General features: G+C 39.3%; 19 protein-coding genes. 2 read left to right on the top strand and 17 right to left on the bottom strand.

Going from position 1 to position 21,772, the window contains the following annotated elements; translation table 11 throughout:
* Nucleotides 1–20 precede the first annotated feature (20 nt).
* The 9 genes from GM920_RS17860 to GM920_RS17900 form a co-directional block, all read right to left on the bottom strand.
* Nucleotides 21–527, bottom strand: coding sequence for a MarR family winged helix-turn-helix transcriptional regulator (locus tag GM920_RS17860; protein ID WP_317171561.1), 507 nt, complete (start codon nt 525–527; stop codon nt 21–23).
* Nucleotides 484–645, bottom strand: coding sequence for a DUF5522 domain-containing protein (locus tag GM920_RS17865; RefSeq protein ID WP_182959994.1), 162 nt, complete (start codon nt 643–645; stop codon nt 484–486). The genes GM920_RS17860 and GM920_RS17865 overlap by 44 nt, the downstream gene beginning before the upstream one ends.
* A gap of 1 nt (nt 646) precedes the next feature.
* A complete protein-coding gene (locus tag GM920_RS17870; RefSeq protein WP_182959995.1) occupies nt 647–1,588 on the bottom strand; it encodes an MBL fold metallo-hydrolase RNA specificity domain-containing protein in 942 nt (313 codons plus the stop codon).
* On the bottom strand, nt 1,588–2,184 hold the full coding sequence (coaE, locus tag GM920_RS17875) for a dephospho-CoA kinase (protein ID WP_182959996.1): 597 nt from the start codon (nt 2,182–2,184) through the stop codon (nt 1,588–1,590). The genes GM920_RS17870 and coaE overlap by 1 nt, the downstream gene beginning before the upstream one ends.
* Nucleotides 2,184–3,131: a YbbR-like domain-containing protein gene (locus GM920_RS17880; protein ID WP_182959998.1), complete on the bottom strand. Its 948-nt coding sequence runs from the start codon at nt 3,129–3,131 to the stop codon at nt 2,184–2,186. Before GM920_RS17880 ends, coaE begins: the two co-directional genes overlap by 1 nt.
* A gap of 81 nt (nt 3,132–3,212) precedes the next feature.
* Nucleotides 3,213–3,557, bottom strand: coding sequence for a preprotein translocase subunit YajC (gene yajC / locus GM920_RS17885; RefSeq protein ID WP_182960000.1), 345 nt, complete (start codon nt 3,555–3,557; stop codon nt 3,213–3,215).
* A 28-nt stretch (nt 3,558–3,585) separates the two neighbouring features.
* The gene (locus GM920_RS17890) at nt 3,586–4,038 is read right to left on the bottom strand and encodes a DUF1573 domain-containing protein (protein ID WP_182960002.1); all 453 of its coding nucleotides are present in this window, start codon (nt 4,036–4,038) and stop codon (nt 3,586–3,588) included.
* Between the two features lie 11 nt (nt 4,039–4,049).
* On the bottom strand, nt 4,050–4,943 hold the full coding sequence (gene nusB / locus GM920_RS17895) for a transcription antitermination factor NusB (protein ID WP_231634951.1): 894 nt from the start codon (nt 4,941–4,943) through the stop codon (nt 4,050–4,052).
* A 112-nt stretch (nt 4,944–5,055) separates the two neighbouring features.
* Nucleotides 5,056–6,144: a Glu/Leu/Phe/Val family dehydrogenase gene (locus GM920_RS17900; protein ID WP_182960004.1), complete on the bottom strand. Its 1,089-nt coding sequence runs from the start codon at nt 6,142–6,144 to the stop codon at nt 5,056–5,058.
* A gap of 112 nt (nt 6,145–6,256) precedes the next feature.
* On the opposite strand from GM920_RS17900, the gene GM920_RS17905 reads away from it, so the two are divergent.
* Together GM920_RS17905 and GM920_RS17910 are read left to right on the top strand one after the other, a co-directional pair.
* Nucleotides 6,257–8,056 carry an ABC transporter ATP-binding protein gene (locus GM920_RS17905; protein ID WP_182960006.1) on the top strand — a complete coding sequence of 600 codons (1,800 nt, stop codon included), beginning with the start codon at nt 6,257–6,259 and terminating at the stop codon, nt 8,054–8,056.
* A 136-nt stretch (nt 8,057–8,192) separates the two neighbouring features.
* Entirely contained in the window at nt 8,193–8,519 is a 327-nt protein-coding gene (locus tag GM920_RS17910; protein ID WP_182960007.1) for a DUF3276 family protein, read from the top strand.
* A gap of 179 nt (nt 8,520–8,698) precedes the next feature.
* Here GM920_RS17910 and GM920_RS17915 read toward each other — a convergent pair whose 3' ends face one another.
* The 8 genes from GM920_RS17915 to GM920_RS17950 all read right to left on the bottom strand — a co-directional run bounded on the left by GM920_RS17915 (nt 8,699) and on the right by GM920_RS17950 (nt 21,739).
* Complete coding sequence (locus GM920_RS17915) at nt 8,699–9,826, bottom strand: TlpA disulfide reductase family protein (protein WP_202986143.1); 1,128 nt, start codon at nt 9,824–9,826, stop codon at nt 8,699–8,701.
* A 59-nt stretch (nt 9,827–9,885) separates the two neighbouring features.
* Nucleotides 9,886–11,106 (bottom strand): thioredoxin family protein, encoded by a 1,221-nt coding sequence (locus GM920_RS17920; RefSeq protein WP_182960009.1) that lies wholly within the window; start codon nt 11,104–11,106, stop codon nt 9,886–9,888.
* A gap of 117 nt (nt 11,107–11,223) precedes the next feature.
* The gene (locus GM920_RS17925) at nt 11,224–12,669 is read right to left on the bottom strand and encodes a RagB/SusD family nutrient uptake outer membrane protein (protein ID WP_182960011.1); all 1,446 of its coding nucleotides are present in this window, start codon (nt 12,667–12,669) and stop codon (nt 11,224–11,226) included.
* A gap of 18 nt (nt 12,670–12,687) precedes the next feature.
* Entirely contained in the window at nt 12,688–16,317 is a 3,630-nt protein-coding gene (locus GM920_RS17930) for a SusC/RagA family TonB-linked outer membrane protein (protein WP_182960013.1), read from the bottom strand.
* Nucleotides 16,318–16,565: 248 nt separating this feature from the next.
* Complete coding sequence (locus GM920_RS17935) at nt 16,566–17,759, bottom strand: FecR family protein (protein ID WP_182960015.1); 1,194 nt, start codon at nt 17,757–17,759, stop codon at nt 16,566–16,568.
* A gap of 109 nt (nt 17,760–17,868) precedes the next feature.
* Nucleotides 17,869–18,444 carry an RNA polymerase sigma factor gene (locus GM920_RS17940; protein ID WP_182960017.1) on the bottom strand — a complete coding sequence of 192 codons (576 nt, stop codon included), beginning with the start codon at nt 18,442–18,444 and terminating at the stop codon, nt 17,869–17,871.
* Between the two features lie 124 nt (nt 18,445–18,568).
* On the bottom strand, nt 18,569–18,712 hold the full coding sequence (locus GM920_RS17945; protein WP_182960019.1) for a hypothetical protein: 144 nt from the start codon (nt 18,710–18,712) through the stop codon (nt 18,569–18,571).
* A gap of 87 nt (nt 18,713–18,799) precedes the next feature.
* On the bottom strand, nt 18,800–21,739 hold the full coding sequence (locus tag GM920_RS17950; protein WP_182960020.1) for an outer membrane beta-barrel protein: 2,940 nt from the start codon (nt 21,737–21,739) through the stop codon (nt 18,800–18,802).
* Nucleotides 21,740–21,772: the final 33 nt, after the last annotated feature.

Here is a 21,772-nt window from a genome sequence, read left to right on the forward strand (position 1 = left end):
AGAGGTTAGTCTCATTGGAACTAACCTCTCATTTTATCCAGCAGTTCATTTAGTAAGCTGGCTTCTTCTTGCGACAAATTCTTTGCGGCCAAAGCAGATAGGTCAACTTCTTCATCCATCTTTAGGAGCAATTTTAATCCTTTATCCGTAATCAGAATGTCTACCGCACGTTTATCATGAGCATTTACACTTTTGGCCACTAATTTCTTTTGCACCAGACGTTCTGTAATGCGGGAAGCATCACACATTTTATCCAACATTCTTGACTTTAACAGATTAATCTTGGAAGGTGCAGGATACTGCCCTCTTAATATCCTTAAAATATTGAACTGCTGAGGGGTAATCTCATAGGGCGCTATGACTTGTTTAAAATAGTCATTACACCAGCTATTGCTAAATACCAGATTGGCAATTACCTGTTGGTATATATCTTTAAATTTCGTCGCTTTTATTTCTTTCTCCAACTGCATCTCAGTCATTCCATTAATTCTGATCCCCATCTTTGTCGTTGGTTCTTTTCTTACCAAATCCCCAAGGGCAATGTTTACATTTATTCTTACAGCAATAGCCCCTTTTGAGGTGATAGGCTTCGGTGAAAACCATCAACCCATCCTCATTCAAATAATAGTCTATCCCCTCTATCATACTATGTAAGCAATTTAACGACCAAACTATTCGCAAAATGTTCCTTCAGCTGCTTTCCATCGCCATGATTGGTCCAGACCTCAGTAGGTTTCACCTGATCAATAGTATAAATGATGTCATTCCAATCTGCATGGTCAGAAACATACAATTGAATTTCACTATTATTCTGTAAGTGCTTCCAGCCCGTAGCAAACACTCTAATCACGTTAATCGCTCTAAAATAACTTCTGAATACCATTGGTGGAACCATATACACCATATTAGCTGGGGTATTCTTCATCACCTTACGATCGTACATTTCATATTTTCCCATATTTATGCCATTCTGCTCATAAATTTTCACAAAAGGCATCATACTATGATGTACCAGTATCCTTTTTTCCGGACAATGGTCATTCATCAAACTAATCAGTCGCTGACATTTACCCAATGCATAAGCACCTAGCATAATATTACTTTGCGTACCATTCAGTTTCAAAATCTCTTCTTCTGCCACAGGATGGCGCGTGTTCGGATCGGCAAAAGTAGTCTCAGTAATCAGGACATCTGCTTGTACGAATTCAATTGGCTCGCAGGTCTTATCTGGCTGCAACTTATAATCTCCCGTGTACAGGTATTTTACTCCTTGATATTCCATCAAAATCATGGCAGAACCCAGGATATGTCCGGCGGGAATAAAACTGATTTTAACACCATTTAGTGTGAAATGCTCGTGGTATCCTTTCAAATGAAACTCGCCAGCAGCAAATTTCTTGTAACGGTGTTTCATAAACAACGAGGTTGTTTCCGTACAGTAAACATTGAGATTGCCACCAATGGCATGGTCTCCATGGGCATGGGAGATGACTGCGTCTTTTACGATTTCCTTTGGATCCAGATAAAAATCACCATATCTACAAAATAAACCAGTTTTTGTAGCAACTATAAAATCATCTAATATCATTAAGGTTTTGTATTTAAGAATTGATGGTGTAAAGCCATCACTTGTATAATTAAAGAATCTGTTTCATTGTTATGGACCAGCATATCCGCCATTTTGGCTTTCTCCTCATCGGAGAGCTGTTTATCCATGCGTGCCTTCACTTGCGCTTCGGTGACCCCATCGCGCTGCATGACGCGCTGCAATTTAGTTTCCAAAGGCGCAATCACCAGCACATTTCGGTCGCACATTTGATACGAACCACTTTCAAAAAGCAAAGCTGCTTCTTTGAGGATATACGGAGCATTTGGAGATACCTGAGCCACCCATTGGTCAAAGGCTCGAAATACCGCCGGATGAACCAACTGATTTAACTTTTCCAATGCCGAAGCTTGATTAAATACGATTCCAGCAATATGTTTATTATTTAACAACCCTGAATCACTGTAACTTTCGCTTCCAAAGGCATCTTTTACGCCTTGAATCAGGATGGGATCTGTCACCATAATTTGTTTGGCAACGGTGTCTGCGTAAAACACTGGAATGCCCAGGGTTTCAAAAACCCGACATACCGTGGTTTTCCCACTTCCAATCCCCCCTGTTATTCCTATTTTTAACATTATTTTTCTATAATAAAATCAACTTTGGCAGGTTTAATCTTCACCAGTTTACAATATTCTGGAAAACGATTCAAGCGTACACTCAATTGATTGTGCTGAAAAACTTTCCACTCGTTCATATCCACTACTGCCTCGATAAACTCTTCATTCACCTGGGTATACTTCGACAAAGCCACCATTAAAGTGATTTTGACTTTTTTAGGGTATAACTTGACATTGTAATACTCTTTATTATTGATCACCTTTAATGGAACTTCGATCACTTTTTCCGTAAACTCATCTACCGGTAATTTCACGTCTACACTGGTCGGAAAAATATTGACATTTTTCATCTTATTCTGTACCATAGCTACTCGAGCTACGGTAGAATTTTGAATATCTTCGAGCTTCAGTGTATCTGTATTCCATTCCTTAATCTTTGTGATCTCTTCTTCCGGACCAGAAATCGTCACATAATCTGGGTTCACTTTAATCGCATTGGAAATCCCGTACTGCGGTACAAAGCTCAGATTCGAAACCAATTTGACAGGAACTCTTTTCACTCTCCTTTCAGAGAAATCAAAATACAACGTATCCGGTTTCACCGAAATGATCTTTTGAGAAGATTCCAGCTGACGATTGACATTGAAAAGCTGTTCAGAAAACAACACATAGTTTCTGTTATTGAGTTTCTCCAGGTTGATTGAGATCGACTGCGGTTTGATTCTCAAACGTGCAAATAAAAGCTGCCAGCCTGTTCCTTCCACCTGTAAATCTACCGTATCTGACTGCAGCGGATGAAAAGCCTTCTTTTGAGGGAAGTTTTTATAATCGAGTACCGTCTTGGCGGTATAAACATACTTATTGTTTAATGCCATGAATAACCATGCCCCAACAGCCAGGAACAGACAGGTGACCAGCGCCAAGAAACGCTTTTGCTCTACTTTTGTGAGTTTGATGATCGGCATATGGACAAAGTAAACAAATATACTGAAATGCAAAAGCCGCACCAAAGAAGGATGCGGCTTTTACCAGTATAGCTGTAAAACCTATGCTTTTGGAGCATCAGTTTTTGCAAGATCAACTTTAGGAGCTGCAGCTTTCGTTGCATCTAAAGAGATCGCAGTTTTATCAAAACGGATTTTAGTACCACCTTCTACTTCAATTAAGAAAGTCGTATCGTTCATATCTACAATTTTACCGTGAATACCGGCAGTAGTAACAATTTTATCTCCTTTTTTCAAGTCTTCAACCAATTTTTTATGATCCTTAGCTTTTTTAACCTGCGGTCTGATCATGAAAAAATAAAATACCACCATGATTAAAACCATTGGTACCAGGGTACCTAGCATGCTGCTACCACCTGTTGCTTGTAAGATTACTGTTGACATCATATGATTATATATAAGATTTTATTCGTTTTTACTTTTCTTTAATTTCTCCTGTTAAATGCAGTTCAGCTACGGTTGGATTTGCATTTGAAGTAACCGTAATCACTTTATCCTGCATTCCAAATTTGCCGTTACTGTCAAATACCACTTTAATGCTACCTGATGCACCTGGAAGAATCGGCTCTTTAGGAATCTCAGGAACCGTACAACCACAAGTTGCAGTCGCATTGGTAATGATTAAAGGGCTTTTCCCAGTGTTCTTAAAGTTATAACTGTAATGAACTTTTTCTCCCGGAGCAATCTTACCGAAATTATAGTTTTCATTATCAAAAGTCATCACTGCGGCATCGGCTGCAGCAACAGGATCAGTACCTTCAGCGACAGATGTTGTCCCCGATTTAGTATTTCCACCAGCTGTTTTTGTGGTATTTTGGCAGGAAGCAAATGTCATTGCTGCAATTGCAATTAACAAGATTCGTTTCATATTCTTTTTACTTATTCTTCGATTAATCCGCGACCCAATTTGTGGATGCTATCCGTTCTTTTCAGATCACCTAAAATTTTGTCCAAGATACCGTTAATAAACGAATTACTTTTCGGAGTACTGTAATCTTTTGATAGATCAAGATACTCGTTAATCGTCACTTTAACAGGAATAGAAGGGAAATTCAACAATTCACAAATCGCCATTTTCATCAAAATGGTATCCATTAATGCAATCCTTTCAGACTCCCAGTTTTTGGTACGTTCCGCAATAAGTTCCTGGTATTCTTTGTTGTTTTTCAGGGTGTAAATGAAAAGATCTTCTACGAATTTCTTATCTTCTTCCCAATCCTGACTAATTGGAGTCAGCTTGTTTTTGCGTGGGTCTTCAGAAGTAAAGTTCTTTAGCGTTTTCGCAACCATTCCTTGCATCACTTCTTTATCTACAGACCAGTTGATAAATTTATCCTCAAATGCTTGAATGATGTTGTGACTTTTCAAAATAATCTTTCTGAAGATAAATTTGATGATCACTTTTGATTCCTCTAAACTATTGTCCTCATCGGCAAGGTAAGCGATATATTCAGGGGTAACTTTTAAGGCATTGAAGATACCTTTTACAAATTCAGGATCAGACATCCAGTTGATCTGATATTTGTTGACATTGTCCTTAAAGTCTGGGTTCTCTTTTAGAGTTACCGCAAATTTATTGTGGAGCAGTTTCATGTTAGGATTTAAATCCTCTGGTGTAGGCAAATGTTTATTTGACCTTTCAATAGCATCGATGCTAGTGTATTCTGTGACTTCAACAAGGAGCGATAGCATCCAGATGTACATCTCGTACACGCTGTCAATACTTTCCAATAGCGCCTTTTTTGAAGAAGCTAAATCTCTTTTGTCTGTCATTTGCCATGCAAAAATATTTTGCAAAGCTTTAATTCTTAAGTGCCTTCTGTTTAACATGAATTTGTAAGAACGAGTGGTAAATTACCGGGTTATTTAATTTGTGATTTGTGTACTAAAATGATGATTTTATTTTCTTGATATCAATTATCCTTTGTTCAGCAATGCGATTAGCAGCCCAAATCGTTGGGATGTTGTCTTTTTTAGACATTCTAATTACGTCGCGCGTGGCATTGTAAATGTTTTCTGTGAGCTGAATGGTACGTTTCTTTCCGTAACCAGTCAATTCGGAATAACAACTGATCAAACCACCGGCATTGATCAGATAATCCGGCGCAAATAATATGCCCTTTTCCAACAGGAGTTTACCATGTACCTGCTCATCTGCCAACTGATTGTTTGCAGAACCAGCAATAATGGCGAACTTCATTTTAGGAATCGTTCTATCATTCACCGTAGCTCCCAGGGCACATGGCGCATAAATATCGGCATCTATTCCAAATATTTTATCGGCAGCAATAGGTTTGGCTTTATAAGTACGTGCAACATGTTGCAAACGTTCTTCGTTGATATCACTGATGTATACTTCTACATTTTCTGCTCTTAACAGCTCTACCAGGTGTTCTCCTACATTACCAATCCCTTGCACTACTACTGAACGCCCTGCCAGCATATCTGTTCCAAACACCTCTTTTACGCAGGCCTTTATTCCTAAGAATACGCCTTTTGCAGTATGTGGTGCTGGGTCACCTGCTCCTCCTAAAGATTCTGGAACACCGGTTACATGCTCGGTTTCCATACGGATGTACTCCATATCTTTAGTTGTGGTACCCAAATCCTCTGCCGTAATGAATTCTCCATTCATGTTTCTGATAAATCTACCGTAGCTGCGCATCATGGCTTCAGACTTTCCTTTTCGGGAATCCCCAATAATCACGGCTTTACCACCGCCAATATTTAAGCCGGTGATGGCTGCTTTATAGGTCATTCCTCTGGATAATCTCAGTACATCTTCCAATGCTTCCGCCTCTGTCACATAACTCCACATTCTTGTTCCGCCTAAAGCAGGACCTAATGTTGTATCATGAACAGCGATAATGGCTTTTAAACCGGTATCGGGATCATTGCAAAAAACTACCTTTTTATGCCCAGCGGCGCTTAATTGATCTAAAACTGAATTCACAAGAGAACTATTATCAGGCATATAATTTTGTTTATCAGATATGTCGCAAAACTAGCATAAAAAAACATTATTTACACAGTTTTAACCAAAGTCTTTAAAAAAATTACCTTCATTTGGCTAACTTTGCTTATTCATGAAACACCTCAAATTTTTAAACAAATATTTCTATAAATATAAATGGTGGATAATTCCGGGGGTGTTTTTCGTGATCATCTCGAATATTTTCGCTGTGATACCTGCACAGGTCATCGGCCATGCTTTCAATTTAATTACAGAAAACATACAGATCTATGGCTTATTCGAAGGTTTTGAACGCCGCAGCATCATCTATGATATTTTCAGTCAAAGTCTGTTCTATTTTGGACTCCTGGTACTTGTTCTGTATCTATTAAGGGGAATATTCTTGTTTTTCATGCGTCAAACCATTATTCTGATGTCCAGACACATTGAGTATGACATGAAGAATGAAATTTACGCACATTACCAGGAACTGAGCCTTGGTTTTTACCGTAGAAACAATACCGGTGATTTAATGAACCGCGCTACGGAAGATGTAAACCGGGTACGTATGTATGTTGGCCCTGCAATTATGTATGCCATCAATACTGGTGTGTTATTTATATTGGTCATTTATGCGATGTTCTCAGTCAATAGCACCCTCGCACTGTTCTCTTTACTCCCGCTTCCCGTACTCGTATTGATCATTTATTTTGTCAATACAGTAATTAACAAGAAAAGTGAGCAGATTCAGGAACAGCTTTCCCGACTGAGTAGTTTTGTACAAGAGCGCTTTTCCGGCATCCGTGTACTCAAGTCCTATGTTAGGGAGGACCATACCAAAGCTGTCTTCGCAGAAGAAAGCCAGGGTTATAAGAACAACGCAATGGGCTTAGTAAAAGTTCAAGCGCTCTTTTACCCTACCATGTTATTATTGGTTGGACTGAGTACGATCTTAACCGTTTATATTGGCGGAAAACAGGTGATTGAAGGAGCCATCACGCCAGGAAATATTGCCGAGTTTATTGTATATGTCAACCAACTTACTTTCCCGGTATCCATGTTGGGTTGGGTAACCACCCTGATTCAACGCGCTTCAGCATCTCAGAAAAGGATCAATGAGTTTCTCCATTTGAAACCAGAGATTATTTCCGGATCTGCGGAGATCGGTCCAATTAACGGAAACATCAAGTTCGAAAATGTGACTTTCACCTATCCTGATACCGGAATTCAGGCCCTGAAGAATATCAGTTTTGAAATCGAACAGGGTCAGTTTGTAGCCATTATTGGCCGCACAGGTTCTGGAAAATCCACACTTGCCAATCTGATGATGCGCATGTATGATGTAGATGAAGGCCATATCAAAATGGACGGAAAGCCGATCAACACCCTCCACTTACAACATTACAGAAGTCAGTTTGGCTTTGTACCACAAGAAGTCTTTTTGTTTTCCGATACGATACAAAACAACATCGCCTTTGGTTTAGACGAGGTTAATGAAGCTGAGGTGATACAGGCTGCTAAAAATGCGGCCGTCTATCAAAACATCATCAATTTCGAGCATCAATTTGATACCATGCTTGGTGAGCGGGGCATCACCCTTTCTGGCGGACAAAAGCAGCGGGTATCCATTGCACGAGCCCTGATCAAAGAGCCTAAAGTCTTGATCTTTGACGATTGTCTTTCCGCAGTAGATACGCGTACAGAAGAGGAGATTCTGAACAATCTCGGACGTGTCATGAAAGGAAAAACCAGTATCCTGATTGCCCACCGGATATCCACCATCAAAAATGCCAATAAGATCCTGGTTTTAGATGGCGGAAAGATCATTGAACAGGGTACACATGCCGAATTACTTCAATTTAATGGTGCTTATGCGGAAATGTATCAAAATCAATTGTTGGAAGAGGAAACTAACAGCAGTTCTGCGATATAACAATTATTAAAATCCTAAAACCCTGTTTTTCCCTCCGATTTAGATAAATGAAAGTTCTTTTGTGTAATTTTCTATTTTGAAGTTTAATAATTATTGCTTTATATTTACCCGAACCAAAACCAAGATTAATACCAACATGGGAGAATTTGACAACAAAGAGAGAGAAGAGGTTTTTTCGAAGAAAGTAAGGGCCGGTAAAAGAACGTACTTTTTCGACGTAAAAGCGACAAGATCAGGGGACTATTACCTAACTTTAACTGAAAGTAAGAAAAGACTAGAAGACGGTGTGTTTGTAAAGCATAAAATCTTCCTATACAAAGAAGACTTTGAGAAATTTGCAGAAGGATTAAATGAGACTGTTGATTACATTAAAAACCACCAGGATGTGGTTGAAAAACGTTACGAATACTCCGAGAACCACGAAGGCGTAACGACTAAAAGTAACGACGAATTTCCTTACTAATATCATAAAGAAGAAATTAAAAGTCCCTCATCAACCAGGGACTTTTTTTATGCCCTAAAATCTGAGACCGCAAGAAAATGCATACAAAATATAAAAGGCTTATTGAACTGTGTTGTTTCAGTTCAATAAGCCTTTTCTGGTTATATCAAATTTATGCACTTTGCAAAAGCGCTGACCGCTTATTTCATCAGCTCTGCAAGCTTATCATGAAGCGCTTTACCTCTAAGGTCTTTTGCTACAATAATGCCCTTAGCATCCACTAAAACAGAATGAGGGATACCTCTTACTGCGTATAGTTTCACCATCGGACTTTGCCAGTATTGAAGGTCAGAAATCTGGTACCAGGTTAATTTGTCATCAGCTATCGCTTTCTTCCATGCCGAAGCAGCGGTTGGCTTATCCAGAGAAACCCCCAATACATTTAGTCCTTTATCGTGGAACTTCTCAAAAGCAGCCACCAAATTTGGGTTCTCTTGTCTGCATGGGCTACACCAGGATGCCCAGAAATCAATCAGTGTATATTTACCTTTAGCGACAACTTCATCTAAGGAAAGTGTTAATCCTTCTGGTGTTTGCGCACTAAAATTAGGTGCTTTAACACCTATTGCAACCTTTGCTAAGGCATCTAAACGAGCTTTAAGCTGTAGACCATAAGTACTCTTTTTTACAGCTGCGGATAAGGCATTGTAAAGTGGCAAAGTAGTAGTTGGTTCTACATCACCTTTAAAGATCAGGTATGGGGTATAATAAGACTGTGGATTATTCTTTATAAAATTATCTGTTAGCTTTGTTTGTTCGCCTTCCAGCTCATCAAATTGCTTACTGATCGCAGCCAGTTTCTCTGTATTACCAGCTTTCTTAGCATCGCTATATTCTTTGTTCAAAGCCCTCATGGTACTCATCAAAGGAGCCACAGCTGCCGAATATTTCAAATGATCTTCATGTGCAATCGATCCGGTAATTACCGACTCGGTAAAATCATCCGCATTCGCTTTTAATGTCATATTGGAATTGTCTAGAAACGCATTGTATCTCAGACGCTTATTTTCCATTCTGATGCTGAAAAACTCAGCTCCATTCTTTATGACCCCCTTTAATACAAACTTCCCTCCTTTTACTGTTTGTGAAAGTGTGTCTGAAGTATTCTGATCGGTACTACGGATTAATAAAATCTTATCTCCGTCCTTTACGCCGGTTAATTCACCTGTCAGGGTAAAACCTTTTGCTTGTTGAGCATTTGCTCCTGCCACATTCAACAGGGCCACTAAACCTAGTGACAGCGTTGAAATCTTAAATATTTTGTTCATTATATGTGTTTATATGATGTTGTTTAAATTGATGGTCCTTTGCTTAATATTTTACTGCCTTATAACAACTCAATTTTATCGATCAGCTCTTGCGCTAACTTTTGAATTTTAGAAGTTTCTGCATCAGCAAGAACTCTAGATTTTTTTGCAGCTACCAGTGCTTCATCTTTCTTTTTTAATGTTAAACATACTTTAGCGAAAGTGCTTTGCGTAGAGTAATCTTCCGGTTCCAGGACTGCTGCTTGTTTAGCCAATTTATAGGCTTGTTTTAAAATCTTAGGATTAGCAAGCACTTTCGCATTATCAGTACCTCTATCATTTGAACCGCTTTTACCATCTGCTCTTCTCGCTAAAAAGCTCAACTTTTCCGCATCACTTTTTAGATCCCCCTTTAAGGCCGCATTCGTGATTTTAATATAATCAGCTTCCCTGTTATTGTCCAGATAGAAGTCTGCTTCCAGCATGATACCTTGCTTTCTACGATCTAAGTTATCCGAGTTCTTGAAATAAGAAAGACGGTCCATGAAAGCCTTTTCATTCTTGCTGTACATATACCCATACATGGTGCTCGTGATCAAACGATCTTTTAGTTTCTCTCTTTCTACTTCAGTTGCAAAGGCAGCATAAGTAGTTTGATTTGCCATGAAATGCGCGCCTAAGCGATCGCTTTCTGTTCTGGCCAAAGCTTTAATCGCTTTCCATCCCAATGCAGAATTCAATTCTTGCAGGCTGATTCTTTCGGTAATGTCTTTTCCGATAGGATCTCCAATATTGCGGTTTGTTTTCTGCAATGCCAGGAAGTAATCCAGTACAAAAGGAATATCCCTTTGTCCGGATTCATACTTCTGGCTTAAGAAAGAAAGGTTTCTTTTTGGATCTGTAGCCATTTTTCCTTCTTCCAGAAATTCGGCAACAGTCATTCTTGAAGCCGTTCTGTGGATCACTTCTCCTTTGTCATTTACAAAAAGGAAGGTTGGGAAAGACTGCACATTATATTTTTTACGAAGCTCAACACCTTCTCCCTTTTCCATATCAATTTTAGCATTAATAAAATGGCTATTGAAAAAATCAGCAACTACCGGATCAGTAAATACATTTTGATCCATCCATTTGCAGGGTGCACACCAAGAAGTATAGCAATCGATAAAGATCAGTTTTCCTTCTTCGGCAGATTTTGCAGTTGTTGCCGCCCAGGTGGTCGTTTTATTAAATTTGATTCCTTCTTGCGCTTTCAGGCCAGTGGCGATCAACAACAACAGGAATAGGTTAAGGTATTTCATATGTTCTATTTTATTTGGGTGATTCTACGGATTTATGAAAACTCAGTGGTTTATTTTTCATCCTGTTTTTCCGAAGCATTAAATGCCAAAGAAAAACAGAATGAAATAAGTACATTACTAGCGATCCAAAACTGGAATGGAAGGATTTCTTTCCAACACTTTCGGTGGAATTGGCAACACGTAACGTTTATCATTTGCTGGCAAAGTAAAGGTTTGCGTTCCGAAGGTATGGGTTATCGTTTTTGCGAAACGAGGATCCTTATTGAGACGTTTCAAATCAACCAAACGGTTAATTCCAAGAAAAGGCATTTCTCTTCTTCTTTCTTCCAGGCTCATCCTCAAGACTTCTTCTCTTGTAGTGGCTGTTAATGGCTTATTACCAACAATTCTCGCATTTCTAAGGGTATTCAAATGTTGCAAAGCAATCCCTTGGTCACCTATTCTAGCTTCGCACTCTGCAGCGATTAACATCAACTCTCCTGTACTAAAAGCCATATTAAACTCGATATATGGTGCCCAGATAGATCTTCCAGGGAATTTGATAATACTCGTTCCGAATTGTGCCTGTCCGGTACAAAAGAAAAGATTAAAACGTTGATCAACCGCAGTGGCAGGTAAATCTTTAGCATAAACATTTAGTAAATCAGCGCTAGCATAGAGTTCTGTCATCACCGTACCACTACTAGATGCTGTTTGGCGCGCCCAAACCGTTTCTATACTCTTATCTACTTGTGGAAAAGGAACCATTACATCCTTAATTTCACAGACTCTCCCCCAGGTACCTTTCTGTGTGGTATACTTACTGTAGTCGATTAAATTTTTATTTAACTTTAGGGCCTCATTGGCATTTTGTAATGCCTCTGTATATCTACCCATATAAAGATACACCTTACTCAAAAAGGCATAAGCAGCCGCTTTTGTCGGGCGAAATTTATGATCAGCTTTAGAAGACAAGTTAGGCTGAGCTTCAGTTAGATCTTTCAAAATCATTGAATACACTTCAGCAACTGAATTTCTGGTGTATTTTTTATTGATATCTTCCGTTAAGATCAAAGGAACACCTAAATCGGTACTCGCAGTTGCAGCATCATAATGTACAGCATAACCATTGACCAGATTAAAATATTCCATGGCTCTACCAACTAAAGCTTCTGCTTTTAATTGCTTTTTTTCAGCAACTGCACCTTCAGGTGTCTTTTCTATATTGTTAATTACAACATTATAGGTGAAGATATGCGAATAAGCCGGCTCATAAAAGAAATCGCCTTCACCTGGCTGGAAAACAGCACCGGGTTGAAAACTATACAGATTACGCTTAAACAAAGAATATAAAGTATAATCAGCACTACTATTCACATCCTTCAACTCTCCTGCTTGTGCATCATCCGTCAGGTAATTCGGATAACCTGAGGAAACCCTATACAGGCTCTGATCATTCAGTAGTTTCTTGTAATCCTCAAAAGATTCAGGAATGGTATACCCTTTAGGCTTAATGTCCAGATAATCTTTACATCCGGTACAAAGGCCTGTAGTAAGCAATAAAGCAATAAATATCTTTTTCATTTGTATATATTTTATGGATTAAAAATTAGCCGACAAACCAAAAGTGTAGGTTGCTGGAATAAAATTCCCTCTCGATGGTGTCAAATTGGTTCCATTCCAAACTTCAGGATCCAGGTTCTGCTTGTTTGCAGACCATCTCCATGCATTTTGTACCTGGAAGCTCAGACGTAATTTTTGGATATAATTCTTTTTCAAAAATTCATTTGCCAGTGAATAGCTCAGCGTTACGTCTCTTAATTTGATGTAATCTGCCCTTTGAATTCCCTGATTTCCAGCCGACCAGATTTGCGTATAAGCATCCGCAGCATTAGAATAATAGCCGGGCCCCATTCCTGGAATATTTTCATCTCCAGGTTTTTTCCAATAATTTAAGCTCGCTCTATCCATATTGACGGTATAATTCAGCTCTGGTAACTTCGTCAGATAGGTACTAATGACATCACGCATTTTATGGCCACCATAATAGATGAACATAAAGAACAAATCAAAATCTTTATAGCTGAAAGTATTCATTAATGAAGCCGAATAAGGAGGAGTGGTTGTTCCTTCATAAATCAAATCATCCACCGTTAAACCTGTAGTCATTTTCACCTCTCTGCCATCCTTGGTTAAAGCAATAGGCTTACCGGTCTCATCTAATCCTTTATAACGGATGCTATACAATGCGTTCATTGGTTTGCCTACTCTATTATTTACCCCATTAACATAACTGTAAATGGTATTACCTGGATTTTCAACTTTAGTGATTACGTTTTTATTGTAGTTGAAGTTTAGGGTAGTATTCCATTTAAAATTAGTGTTAGCTATATTATTGCTACTGAATGAAAAATCAACACCACGATTTCGCATACTTCCATAGTTCATAATCACTGAACTCCAGCCAATAGTTGGATCTGTATTTAAGGGACCCAATAGGTCGGTCGTGTTTTTATTATAAAAATCTATGCTTCCGGAAAATTTACCCTTTAATAAGCTATAGTCAAGCCCAAGATTAGTTACTTTGGTTTTTTCCCAACGCAAGCCAGAATTAGGAGGTGTGTCGATATAGGCTTGTGCCTCCAAAGTATAAGGATTAGGACTGCTATAATCTACACTGATCATATATGGTCCACCTATTTTTGAGATGTTTCCATTGATACCATAAGTAGTACGTACTGCAAGACGATCCAACCAATCATTATCATTTTCTGAAACAACATACAATAAGCCAGTAGACCAAAGTGGCTTATATTGGTATTTAGGATCTGTACCAAATAAGTTCGATTGATCCATACGAATACTTGCAGTTGCGGTCAACTTACGGTCAAAGGTATAAGAGCCATTCCCGTAGAAAGAAACAAACCTATCCTCTTTATTGATGAATTTCTGATCTGGTCTTTTATAAGAGAAACTACCAAAAACAGCCTCCGTGTTTGGTTGTAAAACAGCCAAAAGCCCTTCGTTGATAAAACCAAAAGAAAGACTATTGTCATTGTATCCATATCTATACAACCTGGTTCTCGTGCTTAGTATGCTACGCTGCTCAGCCCCCCCAATAAAATCTATTCGGTGTTTCTCTCCGAATGATTTATTGTAATTTAATTGCGCACGTAAAGTATGTGAGTTGACATCACCACGAATTTCATCTACTTGTCCTCCATTTGGAATCAGGAATTCTCTTGCACCTGTAGCAGCGGTGATTCTCGTCGCATCATTAATCATCGTCTTCACTTCATACGCATTTTTGCTCAGGTATTGTTTCGTATAATTGTCTGTCTTCTCCTTCTGATAAAGTAGATTTAAGGACAATCCCTCCATTATTTTGATATTTGCATTGAAATTCAGGTTCAGATAATTACTGCTATTGTTATAGTGTTTCCTGCTCATTTCATTCACAGGCGCATAGTTTTCATCTTGTAAACCCAGTGCATTTAATCGGTCTATTTCAAACTGCGATTTTGAATTGTACCAGTTTACCGGATTTCCACTGTTATCTCTTAACATATAATAAGAAGCTTTACCTGCATTCAACAAGCCAAAACCGCTGATACCATTGTCATAATCTTCTTTAAAAGAACTGGTCAATACCCCCACATTTAATTTCAGCCATTTGGTAAAATTGAAAGTATTATTCAAGTTAAAACCAACACGGCTGTTATTTTGCTCCCTTTCATAAGGACTGTTCGACATGTAGTTTCCGCTCAGGTTATAGGTATAAAAATCTGAACCACCAGACATTGACAAATTGTGTTGTTGTACTATGGCTGTTTTACGAATAAACTGATCAAGAACCTGATCGTATCTATCATTGTTTCTGTAGAAATTCAAATCAGACTGCAGTAGATTTTCATCCGACTGATCCCATTTTCCATTTACCTTTTCTTTTTGTTTGGCATCATATAATAATCTATAAATATCATTCATAGACTTACGCGGATCTATTCCTTCATAAGAACCTGACCTGAGGTTAAACATATCTCTTTGAAAATCAACCAATTCCGAGCTGCTCATTTTATTGGCATAATCACGATTAGGAATTGGAGTAAGTTTCGCAGTTCCGGCATAATTAATCCTTACTGGTCCTTTTTTTCCTTTGCGCAAATTAATTACGATCACACCATTGGCGGATCTTGCCCCATAAATTGAGGCTGCTGTAGCATCTTTTAAGATATTAACAGATTCTACATCTGCAGGATTAATAGCTTGAATATCGCCTTCAAAAGGTGCTCCATCAACTACAATAAGTGGTTTCACCTCTGCATTTAAAGAAGAAACACCACGAATTTGGTAAGTCGTTTGACCACCTGTTTTATAACTCGTTAAACCAGCAGACATCCCTTCAATTCTATCCAAGATATTGGTTTGCAATTTGCCCTTCAGATCCTTGTCTGCATTAATTGTGGTGATAGCCCCTGCAGCACGCTCTTTAGGGATGTCCTGGTAGCCAGTAGAGACAATGGAGATCTCCGACAGCTGCCCAGGATTAACGTCTAAAGTAATCGTCAAAGGGTTGCCCTGACTTACCGGAACTTCTTTTGATTTATAACCGATAAATGAGACGATCAGCATTGCTTTTTCATCTACTGCAGGGAGTACAAAATCTCCATTACCATTGGTCATGACAGTTTTCTTCGTGTCTTTGACCTGAACGGTTGCTCCAGGTAAAGGCAGTCCTTTTTCATCCAGTACTTTTCCTTTTACTTCTACGAATTTGAAAGTGCTTTTTAGCTGATCCAATACCGTGAAATCCTTTTTCTTGATCACCACCGTATTTTCAATGATCTTAAAGCTCAGATCCTGCCCTTGAAAACAAGCGTCCAAGGCCTGTTCCAATTTCACATTCTCCAGGTTTAAGCTCACTCTCTTTGCACCGTTAACCAACTCACTGTTGTAAAGAAAGGTGTAATTAGTTTGTTTCTTGATGGACAAGAGTACCTGTTGTAAACTGGCATTCTTTTCCCGCAGGGTAACCCTCTGACCAAAGGTGCTCGCCGCAGCTTGTACCAGGGTCATAGTGATCATTATGGTGATCAAATTAATCCGCATCATAATTCGTTTTCTGGTTAAGGCATCTATGCTGGAAACCCTTGCATAAACAGCCTGAAATGGTTTAAAATATGGCACAAGGCGAGCCCTGTCCATACCTTTTGAAGTATTAAATAAATACATACATTTGTAAGGTTGGGTTAAAAATAGTTGGATCTATTGCTGCGTTTTTTTCCGTCCCGATTACGATCGGGACAAACAGAAAAATGGATTAACCGGACATTGATCCCGAGTATCAATCAGGATCTTCGACCGGGGAAGTGCTTCAACACTTTCCCGGTTATTTGTAGGTTAATTTCTCTCTGCTCCTATTCTTTGGTTAGTAAATGTTTCTTCATCTTTTTTTTAGTTTATGGTTTATGATTTGTTGATTAGAGCGAGACCAAAATTTTACTTCTGGCGTTGGTTTGCTTTTCTATTTTAAATTTGACATTCATGAATTTCAGCATTTCCAAAAATGCGTTGGCATCGACTTGTCGGCTCACTTCTCCCGTAAATAATTCAGGAGGAATAGATCCTTCATAAACGACGTCCACATTATACCAACGTGAAGCCTGGCGCATGATCGTTTTTAAATCGGTCTTATTGAAACGGAAATAACCGTCTTTCCAGCCGATCACCTCTTCGGTGTTTACCTTCGATAAGCTAAATTTATCATTGCTAACAGTTGCCTGCTCTCCCGGTTTAAGCAACAAAGAACTTTTCTGGCCTGCAACTTTAACACTACCTTCCATCAAGGTGGTTTTTACTGTTGGCTCATCACTATAGGCGTTGATATCGAAATGAGTCCCCAATACTTCTACCTGTTGCTTGTCGGTCAGTACAATAAAAGGAACCCTTTCCCCTTTCTCTTTATTCAGTTGTTTGGCTACTTCAAAATAAGCCTCCCCTTTTAATTCCACTTTACGTTCAGTCAAATGATCAAAAGTTAGCGGGAATCTTAAGGAAGAAGCTGCATTGAGCCATACCTTGGTGCCGTCTGGCAGCACCACCTGATATTGGCCACCATTAGGGGTACTAATCGTGTTGTATGAATTCGGTTTATTTACGTTAGAAAGGTGGTAGACCAGCTGTCCTTCTTTGGTTTTAGAAATACTAATTCCAGACTCGTTAACCAGCGTTCCTTTTTTAGCATCCGACAAAGAAATCTGCGTTCCATCATTTAGCGTGAGTACTGCATTGTTTCCTCCGGCAGGTAATGGCAGCTGGATTGCTGATTTTGCCAGAATGGATTTATTCTCTTTCGCAGACTTGGCATTATAGAAAAGTATTCCCGCGGTTAACGCGACAGCAATTCCTGCTGCAGCGGCAATTGAAGGCCATAAAACAACACGTGATGGTTTTCTCACTTCCGGTGCTGATTTTTCTTCTGCTAACTGAAGTCTTCCCCAAATTTCGTCCAAATCATCACTACGCTCCTGATCTGTTAGCTCAAGACCGGTCATTTGACCCTCCATTTCCGCAGTACTATCCAGGTGCCATTGCGCCAATAGCGCTTGCTCCTCTTCCGTACATTCTCCGGAAAGATATTTGATCAATAACTCTTTTGCGTCTAGTTTCGCCATAGCTTGAAGGAGTGCTGTTTATCCTTATCAAAACAACAGACAGGCAACCAGACCGTAGGGGGTAAATAAAAATGAAAAAAGTTAAACTAAATAGCGAAGTAGCTAAATATCAATGTGAAATCAGGAATAAAAATGCCATAAGGCCAAGTTTTGCCCTTAGAATTTTTAGTGCATGTTGTACATGTTTCCTAACTGTTTGCTCAGAAAGGGTAAGCTGTATTGCAATTTCCTTATGACTCAACTGTTCTTTTCTACTGAGTTCGAAAACTTCCCTCATTTTAACAGGCAGGGCAGCAATTTCTTTTTCAATCAATAAGGTCATTTGTTTTTCCCGTACCAGGTGATCTGTAGCACCTTGTTCTTCATCTATAAAAGCCTGTAGGGAATTCAGATATTGGGAAGCTACTTTTTGATGAGAGATGACATTGAAAATGCGATTTCGAACTGCAGTATAGAGATAAGCGGATAGATTATCCGGAAAAGACAGACTTTCTCTTTTTGTCCATAACGCTACAAAAAGCTCATGAACAATATCCTTGGCCTCCTCCCGATCTTGCATCCACTTATAGGCATGGCTATGCAATAACCACTTATACCTGTTGTAAATTTCTGTGAATGCTCCCCTATCCCCAGATCTTAACAACTCGGCAAGCTCGTTGTCCGATATTGTTTCATAATTAAGCATTTCATTGTATCCCCCAGGCGAATATAAGAATTATCACTTAAATACCATCCCCAACCCTAAAGAGCTAAGGTATCCCGGAAAATGAAAAACCCCTGAGCAAGCTGAAATCTAGTTCCAATCCTGCTCAGGGGCTATATAATTTTTCCTCTCCTTCTCCTTCTTCTTCTCCTTCTTCCTCTTCCTCTTCCTCTTCCTCTTCCTCTTCCTCTTCCTCTTCCTCTTCCTCTTCCTCTTCCTCTCCCTCTTCCTCTCCCTCTATTTTTCCCAACAAAATCAGTGTCTGTGAGAAGGCCTAGGAAGGTTTGCCCACTTCGGGCAAATATTCCAGCCTTCGAACAGATTCACTTATTTTGTCTTACATGAAACTTCCATCCCCTCTTCTCATCACTCCTCGTCCATTTTTCCCTTGCGCGCCAGACCATTTCTGCAATCTCATCGTCAATCTCACCATAAAATACCGGCTCAACGCATTCGTATTCGTATTGATGATATCAGTTCCTACAATATCCCTTGACACGAAATGGTTCTGATTTAGTATATCAAAAGCTTGTAAAGTAACTTTCCCTCTACGTTCAAAAAACTCCTTCTCTACATACATATTGACTACAAAAGGATTTGCTGTGATGTTAGAAGCAAGACCTCTTACATAATTTTTACTGGCGTTATAGCCGAACAAATAGCTTTCCAAAAAATACACCCGACCATCTACGTTTAATGCCAGGGTATTATAATCATTATTTGCCGCGGTTACCAGACTATTTGTTGAGCGCGTATTGGTATAAGAAACGTTTGGATTGATTTCGAACCATTCCGTAGGATTTATCCTTGGACCAAAACGTTCCATCATGGTCAAAACGTTTGCACTATTTTTAAGGTTATTGGTCATAGATATCCGGTGGTCATAGCTAAATGAACCACTAAAAGCCAGATTATATTTTCTATCGTTCAGTTGTTTATTTATGGAATAGTTACCACTTACATTATACACCCCATTGGTATTTAAATATCTGGTTTCATTGATCGTATTAAAAGCACCACTAGGAAGCACCGTTCTGACCTGTACTACGTTTCTGATGACTGCATTGTCTGTCATTGTAGCCCTCACATTCAAGGAATAGTTCAGTTTAGAATTGGCGATATAATTATTGTAATTGGCATTCAGGCTATGCGTAAAAGAAGCGAGCAGATCTGGGTTACCGATCACAGGATTTTGTGGATTAGTTACATCTCTAACTGGTTGAATCTGATCAAATGTAGGTTCAACTGCATTTCCTGCATAGTTGATTTGAATTCTATGCTGTCTTGACCACATATATTCGAATCTTGCGATTGGAATCAGGTTAAAACTGTTTCTATGTGTGCTGGTTCCTAAACTTGCTTTAGTTCCGGATAATACTGCAGGAACACCTGTTAGTCCGACTGAGAACCTCACTTTTGACATCCTATCCAGACCATAACGGTAATTCATCGCGATACGCCCTTGGGTAAAAGAGTAATCGTAAATATTGCTTAGGGAATCAATCACAGCCAAATATCCATCCGGACCAATATTTCTGGTGGTGGCGGTATTGTCGTAACCATTATAATTCACCTGCGCATTAAATTCCAATTGAGTATTGTTTGTTAAAGGTTCCACATAAGTCAAGCTACCTCTATAATTATCCTGCAAATTTTTGCGGGCAATGATCCGATTCACGAGGGAATCTGTAGGATCTTTCGTTGGATCAGGATTAAAAAACACATACCTACCATCTTGAATCTGCTCCGCATCCTGATTATTACTGTTCAGGTCTACCTGCATGGAAACATTTCTTCTAGGCTTTTTGAAAACATGCTGATAGAAAATCGATGTACCTATCTGTGGCTTGGTGGTTTTACTATAATTCCGGGTAAATTCATTTCTATGGTTATAACCTGTCTGGAAGATCGAATCCAATCTGTTACTTGTAGAAGAGCTGTACCTAAGGGTAGGAATGATTCTTAAAAAGTTACTACTATCCAGCTCAGCTTCCACTTCCAATCGAACATTGTGCCCTTGATTCAGGTTATCCGCCATACTTCTTGCCACTTCATCCGTCCTATTATCAATGACCCCCTTCTGTACATTGGTATCAATTACAGCAAATCTCTGTGCTGTACTTCTAGTCAGGGAATTCACATCTGTGGAGGTGAAACCATAGTTTAGGTTCACAGAAACTTTCTTACTCACTTTGTCGCGGTAGCTAAATGAACCATTCCCCACCTGCGTTGTTCCGCCACTACCGCCGGTACTTCCTGCACTACCAGTATTCATAGTATTCCCACCTCTGCCTCCACCGCCGCCGGTATTAGTGCTAGCGCCGTTGTCTCCGCTGGAAGCTACCCCATTAATGGTATTATTGAAACTTCCGTTGACACCAAGAATTTGATTCCCGTTAATTCTCGTACCGAAAACTCCGCTTTCAAACCGCTTATTACTTCCAGCAGCGACATTGGCATTCACCATGTTTCCCACTGATTTATCTGTTCTGGTGGTGATGTTTAAAATCTTTTCCGGGTCTCCGTCTTTCACACCGGTTCTTGCAGCCTGATCTCCATAATCATCTACGACCTGTATTTTATCGACGATTTCTGCGGGCAGGTTTTTAATCGCATTTGCGATATCTCCGCCAAGATATTCTTTACCATTCAGCTTAGCCTTGGTTACTGCCTGGCCTTGGTGGACTAAACTTCCATCTGTACCCACTTCCATACCTTCCATTTTCTTCAACAACTCATCAACTGTTGCATTCTTCCGGACGATATAATCACTGGCCTTATACTCTACCGTATCAGTTTTATAAGTAATGGAAGGTGTTCCGCTGATCACGACTTCATTCAGCAGATTTTTCTCTTCTTTTAAGGTAATTGGATCCATTACAATTCTGGGTATGGCATCATTCTGTTTGTAGCGAACAGGTTTGGTCGGATTATAACCAAGACTTTGAACCATTAGCGTATATGTTGCCGACTTTACATTTTTGAAGACAAAAATCCCATCCGAATTTGTACTGGTTTTCAAAGTATCCTTAGCTGAAGTCAGTGTTACCGTAGCACCAATTACACCTAGATCGGTGGAATCTCTTACCATCCCACTAATTTCCCTGGTAGGAAGTGGTGGCGGTGGATTTTGTTTACCTTGATTTTGAGCAAAGCCATATACAGAACTTAAAAGAAAGCTAAATAATAGCAGTGTTTTTTTTAACGCTGCAGAAGAATATCGGATGCGCTGAATTTGCTGCAGCCTTAAGGCTGTAACCGTGTAGAAATGGTTCATGAGGTTGTATTGGTTGTGTGTCTGTGTATAAGG

The organism is Pedobacter gandavensis (assembly GCF_014172405.1).
Classification (GTDB): Bacteria; Bacteroidota; Bacteroidia; order Sphingobacteriales; family Sphingobacteriaceae; genus Pedobacter; species Pedobacter gandavensis.